Raw genomic sequence first — 6,356 nt, 5'->3', positions numbered from 1 at the left:
GCTATCAGGGCCGGGAATAGCTCAAATACGGACGCATCAAAAACGTAATTGGAAAAGAATAACGCCTTTACCGTTTCCCCCAGTAAATGCGTTCGGGCAATAAACTGGGATAAATTAATAACACTGGCGTGTTCAACCATCACCCCCTTCGGCTGGCCAGTCGTTCCCGAGGTGTAGATGATGTACGCCAGATCCGCAGAGGTATTCACCGGCGCCGGATTGTCTACTGACTGGCCTGCGGTCACGGACGGATCATCCGCCGCGATCAGTGACAGCGCGGGGGAATATTCCCCCAGCGCCGTTAAGTGCCGCTGCTGAGTCACCACACACGGGGCTGCGGTGTCGGCCAGAATAAACCGGGTTCGTTCCGGCGGGTAGGCCGGCGAGATCGGCACGTAGGCGCCGCCGGCTTTTAGTACCGCCAGCATGCTGATGACCATTTCCAGGCTACGATCCAGATACAGCGCTATTGGCGTGTCTGCCGGCATCGGCGCATGGCTCTGCTGCTGATAGCGTTCGCGGATCACAACCGCCAGCTGGTTCGCCCGCTCATTAACTTGCCGGTAGGTCAGCGTTACCCCCGCAAATACCAGCGCCACGTTATCCGGGGTGGCTGCCGCACGCGTCTCGAACTGCTGTTGCAGGGTGTGGCTCTGCGGGTACGGCACGTCGGTCTGGTTCCAGCGGTGCAGCAGGGTATGGCGCTCCTGCGCGGACAACACGTCAAATCCGGCCAGAGGTTGCTTCTGATCGGCGACAAACGCTGTCAGCACCCGCTGATAGATATCGGCCATCCGCGCTATCGTGGACTCGTCAAACAGGCTCACTGCGTAATTTATGCCACCGACAATACTGCCCGCGCCTTCTGCCATAAACAGGCTCAGATCAAACTTGGCGGGGCTGTGTAAAGCGCCATCCAGTGTTACCGGACTAAACGGCAGACCTGCCCTGTTTGGCTGATCTTGGCCAAAACTCTGCAACCCAAACATAATCTGGAAAATAGGGTGGCGGGCGGTGTCGCGCTCAATCTCCAGCGCATCAACCAACTGCTCAAACGGCATGTCCTGATGCGCCTTAGCCTGAGCAATTACCGCGTGGGTCTGTTTAATCAGTGTTTCCACGCTGTCGGTCGGCTCAAGCTGCGCCCTCAAGACCAGTGAGTTGACAAACATCCCAATCAATGGCTGGGTTTGCGCATGATGCCGGTTGTCGGTCGGGGTTCCCAGCACGATGTCATCCTGTCCGGTCAGTTTGGCCAGCGTGACATAAAACGCACTGAGCAGAACAGTATACAGGGTGGTTTCCTGCGTTTTTGCCAGCGTCCTTAACTGATGCGAAAGTTTACTCTCCAGCGCAAAATTAAAATCCTGCCCCTGATAATCCACCTGTGCCGGCCGGCTTCGGTCCGTCGGCAAAGACAGCGGCTCATAACCGGCCAGAGTCTGCTTCCAGTAAGCCAGCTGGCGTTCACGTACCTCACCCTGCAAATAGTCACGCTGCCATTTGGCATAGTCCCCATAGGTGATTTCCAAGGCCGGTAGTTGGCTGTCGCGGGATGCCAGCAGAGCAGGGTAAATCTCCGCCAGTTCATCCATAAAAATATTAATGGACCAGCCATCAATGGCAATATGGTGCCACATCATCAATAAGTAATGATGTTCGGCCACCCGATAGTGACACAGGCGCAGGCTCGGCTCTGTCGTCAGATCGAACGGAGTGGCCAGTTCAGCACGTACCGTTTGCAGGAGCGCGTCAAACTCCTCACAAGACTGTGACCGGAAAATCAGACTGCCCTCAAGCACCTGCTGGTAAGTATTCCCCTCATCGTCATTGCGGTAAACCGCCTTCATCACCGGATGGCGCTCAACTACGCGATTAATGGCCGTTTCCAGCAGGGGCAAGCAGTCTCCATCATCCAGCTGCACCAGATAAGGGACATGATAGACACTGCTCCCCTGTTCAAACTGTTCGATAAACCGCATCCGCTCCTGAGCAAGCGACAGGGGGTAGCGCGCCAGCTCGACATGGGGGATCACCGTACAGGCCTGCTGCCCCATCTGTGCGGCCAACCCGGCAATAGTCTTCAACTCAAACACCTGTACTAATGGAATCTCCACCGCCAAAACACGGCGAATGGCGGCTGTCAGCTTAATGGCTATCAGGGAGTTGCCACCAATACGGAAGAAATTATCCTTAATGCCGACCCGCTCCAGCCCCAATACGTCCTGCCAGATAGCACACAATTGGGTTTCCAGCGCATTGCGCGGCGCCACATAACCGTCCCGGCTCACCCACACCAGCGCCGGTAACGCCCGGCGATCCAGCTTGCCATTCAGGGTCAGGGGCACCGACTCAATCCGGGTAAAGTTTGAAGGCACCATGTAGTCCGGCAAGCGGGCAGACACGTGCTCCATCAGGATTTCATCCGACAGCGTTCCGTCCGTGACCAGATACGCTGCGAGTACTTTGTGGCCTTCATGCTCGCGGTCAATCACCACCGCCTGTTTCACCTGCGGGTGCGAAGCCAGCGCGCTTTCGATTTCCCCCAGCTCAATGCGGTAGCCACGGATCTTGACCTGAAAATCATTGCGCCCCCGATATTCCAGATTGCCGTCCGGCCGCCAGCGTACCCAATCACCGGTTTTATACAGGCGGGTGTAGCCCTGCTCCTGATCTTCCGCCGTGGCAAACGGATTCACCACAAAACGCTCTGCGGTTAACGCCGGCCGATTCCAATATCCACGGGCCAGCCCCGCGCCCCCGATGTACAGTTCCCCCGGCGCACCGATGGGGGACAAATTGCACTCACCATCAAGGACATACAGACGGGTATTATCAATTCCCTTACCAATCGCCCGATCCCCGTCCCGCAATAAGTTTTGAGTGACGCACACGGTGCCTTCGGTGGGTCCATACTGGTTAAACAGTATGACGTCCGGCGGTAGACTCAGCGCATTCAGTGCTTCGCCACCGGTATGGATAACCTGCAAGGTTGAGCGTGCCAGTTCGTCGGCAAAATGATTCATCAAGGCGGTGGGAATAAACGCCTTGGTAATTTCGTTCGTATTGATAAACGACAAAAGTTGGTCACTGTCCGCCGTCACGGCCTCTGGTGCGATAAAAATCGTTGCACCGGCCATCAGAGCCGGGAATAGCTCAAATACCGACGCATCAAAAACATAATTGGAAAAGAACAGGGCCTTTACCGTTTCCCCCAGTAAATGTGTTCGGGCAATAAACCGGGATAAATTAATGACACTGGCATGTTCTACCATCACCCCCTTCGGCTGGCCGGTCGTTCCCGAGGTGTAGATGATATACGCCAGATCTGTAGACATATTCACCGGCGCCGGATTGTCTGCTGACTGGCCTGCGGTCACGGACGGATCATCCGCCGCGATCAGTGACAGCGCGGGGCTGTATTCCCCCAAATCCGTCAGATACCGCTGCTCGGTCACCACGCACAGGGCTGCGGTGTCTGCCAGAATAAACCGGATACGCTCGGGCGGGTAAGCCGGCGAGACCGGCACGTAGGCGCCGCCGGCCTTCAACACCGCCAGCATGCTGATGACCATTTCCAGACTGCGATCCAGATACAGCGCCACTGGCGTATCTGCCGGCATCAACGCATTGCGCTGCTGCTGATAGCGTTCACGGATCACAACCGCCAGCTGGTTCGCCCGTTCATTTAACTGCCGGTAGGTCAGCGTTGCCCCCTCAAATACCAGCGCCACGTTATCCGGTGTGGCTGCCGCACGCGCCTCGAACTGCTGTTGCAGGGTTTTGTCCTGCGGGTACGGTACGTCGGTCTGGTTCCAGCTATGTAGCAGGATATGGCGCTCCTGCGCGGACAACACGTCAATCCCGGCCAGAGATTGCTTCTGATCCGCCACAAACGTCGCTAACACCCGCTGATAAAGATCAGCCATCCGCGCTATCGTAGATTCATTAAACAGACTCACCGCGTAATTTATACCGCCGACAATACTGGACTGCTCTTCCGACATAAACAAACTCAGGTCAAACTTGGCAGGGCTGTGTAGAACCCTGTCCAGTTTCACCGGATTAAACGGCAAACCTGCCCTGTCTGGCAGGCTCTCACCCAAATTCTGCAACCCAAACATGATCTGGAAAATAGGGTGACGGGCGGTGTCGCGCTCAATCTCCAGCGCATCAACCAACTGCTCAAACGGCATGTCCTGATGCGCCTTGGCCTGAGCAATCATCGCGTGGGTCTGTTTAATCAGCGTTTCCACGCTGCCGGTCGGCTCCAGCTGCGTCCTCAATACCAGTGAGTTGACAAACATCCCAATCAGTGGCTGGGTTTGCGCATGATGCCGGCTGTCGGTCGGCGTTCCCAACACGATGTCATCCTGTCCGGTCAGTTTGGCCAGCGTGACATAAAATGCACTGAGCAGAACAGCATACAGGGTGGTTTCCTGCGTTTTTGCCAGCGCCCTTAACTGATGCGAAAGCGTATTCCCCAGCGCAAAATTGAAATTCAGTCCCTGATAATCCACCTGTGCCGGCCGGCTTCGGTCCGTCGGCAAAGACAGCGGCTCATAACCGGCCAGAGTCTGCTGCCAGTAAGCCAGCTGGCGTTCACGCACCTCACCCTGCAAATAGTCACGCTGCCATTTGGCATAGTCCCCATAGGTAATCTCCAGTGGCGGCAGCTGGCTGTCGCGGGATGCCAGCAGAGCACGGTAAATCTCCGCCAGCTCATCCATAAAAATATCAATGGACCAGCCATCAATGGCAATATGGTGCCACATCATCAATAAGTAATGATGTTCGGCCACCCGATAGTGACACAGGCGCAGGCTCGGCTCTGACGTCAGATCGAAGGGAGTAGCCAGCTCCGTGTTCACCGTTTGCAAAAGCGCGTCAAATCCCTCACAAAACTGTGACCGGAGAACCAGGCTGCCCTCAAGCACCTGCTGGTAGGCCTGCCCCGCCTCGTCGGTGCGGTACACCGCCTTCATCACCGGATGGCGCTCAACTACCCGATTAATGGCCGTTTCCAGCAGGGGTAAACAGTCTCCATCATCCAGCTTCACCAGATAGGGGACATGATAGACACTGCTCCCCTGCTCAAACTGTTCGATAAACAGTATCCGCTCCTGTACAGACGACAGGGGGTAGCGCGCCAGTTCAAGATGGGGGATCACCGTACAGGCTTGCTGTCCCATCTGTGCGGCCAGACCAGCAACGGTTTTCAGTTCAAATACCTGTACCAGTGGGACTTCTACTGCCAGGGCATAGCGAATGGCCGCCGTCAGCTTAATGGCCATCAGGGAGTTGCCCCCGATCCGGAAGAAGTTATCCTCAATGCCGACCCGCTCCAGCCCCAGGACATCCTGCCAGACCGCACACAGCTGGGTTTCCAGCGCATTACGCGGCGCCACATAATCGTCCCGGTTCACCCACACCGGTGCCGGTAACGCCCGGCGATCCAGTTTGCCATTCAAGGTCAGGGGTACCGACTCAATCCGGGTAAAGCTTGAAGGCACCATGTAGTCCGGCAGGCGGGCGGACACATGCCCTATCAGGGTCTCATCCGACAGCATCCCCTCCGTGATCAGGTACGCCGCCAGCGCTTTATGACCCTCATGCTCGCGATCAATCACCACCGCCTGTTTCACCTGCGGGTGTGAGGCCAGCGCGCTTTCGACTTCTCCCAGCTCAATGCGGTAGCCGCGGATCTTGACCTGAAAATCATTGCGCCCCAGGTATTCCAGATTGCCGTCCGGCCGCCAGCGCACTAAATCGCCGGTTTTATACAGGCGGGTGTAGCCCCGCGCCTGATCTTCTGCTGTGGCAAACGGATTCACCACAAAATACTCCGCGGTCAGATCCGGCCGGTTCCAATACCCGCGGGCCACACCAGCGCCCCCGATGTAAAGCTCACCGGGCGCACCGAGGGGGGACAGGTTACCCCCACCTTCACACACATACAGACGGGTGTTATCAATCGCCCGGCCGATGGGCACATTGCCATTAAATTCACCGGCGGTATCAAAATACGTGACTTCAATCGCCGCTTCCGTTGGCCCGTAAAGGTTAATTAAGGCACTGGCGCCCGGATTAATCGTCTTAAACGCACTGACCTGTGATCCGGTCAGCGCCTCCCCGCTACAGAAAACATAACGGACAGTTTCCGCCAACCGCTGCCTTAAGGCCTGTAACGACTGGCAGAAGGCACTGAGCATGGGCGGGATAAAGTGAACCACCGTTACCCCGGTTTCCTGCATCAGTTTATGCAGGGTTTCCGGCTGTCTATGGCTATCAGGCGGGGCAATCACAATACGGGCGCCGACCCAGTTAGCCGCCAGCAGTTCCCACACCGAGACATC

The 6,356-nt window shown here is 56.6% G+C and carries 1 protein-coding gene; it reads right to left on the bottom strand.

The features are described from left to right. A partial coding sequence (locus NXS07_RS18110) for a non-ribosomal peptide synthetase (RefSeq protein ID WP_258087334.1) occupies positions 1-6,356 on the bottom strand: 6,356 nt, incomplete at both ends.

This window comes from Xenorhabdus bovienii, from assembly GCF_024721015.1.
Classification (GTDB): domain Bacteria; phylum Pseudomonadota; class Gammaproteobacteria; order Enterobacterales; family Enterobacteriaceae; genus Xenorhabdus; species Xenorhabdus bovienii.
This window is presented reverse-complemented; position numbering and strand designations above follow the sequence as displayed.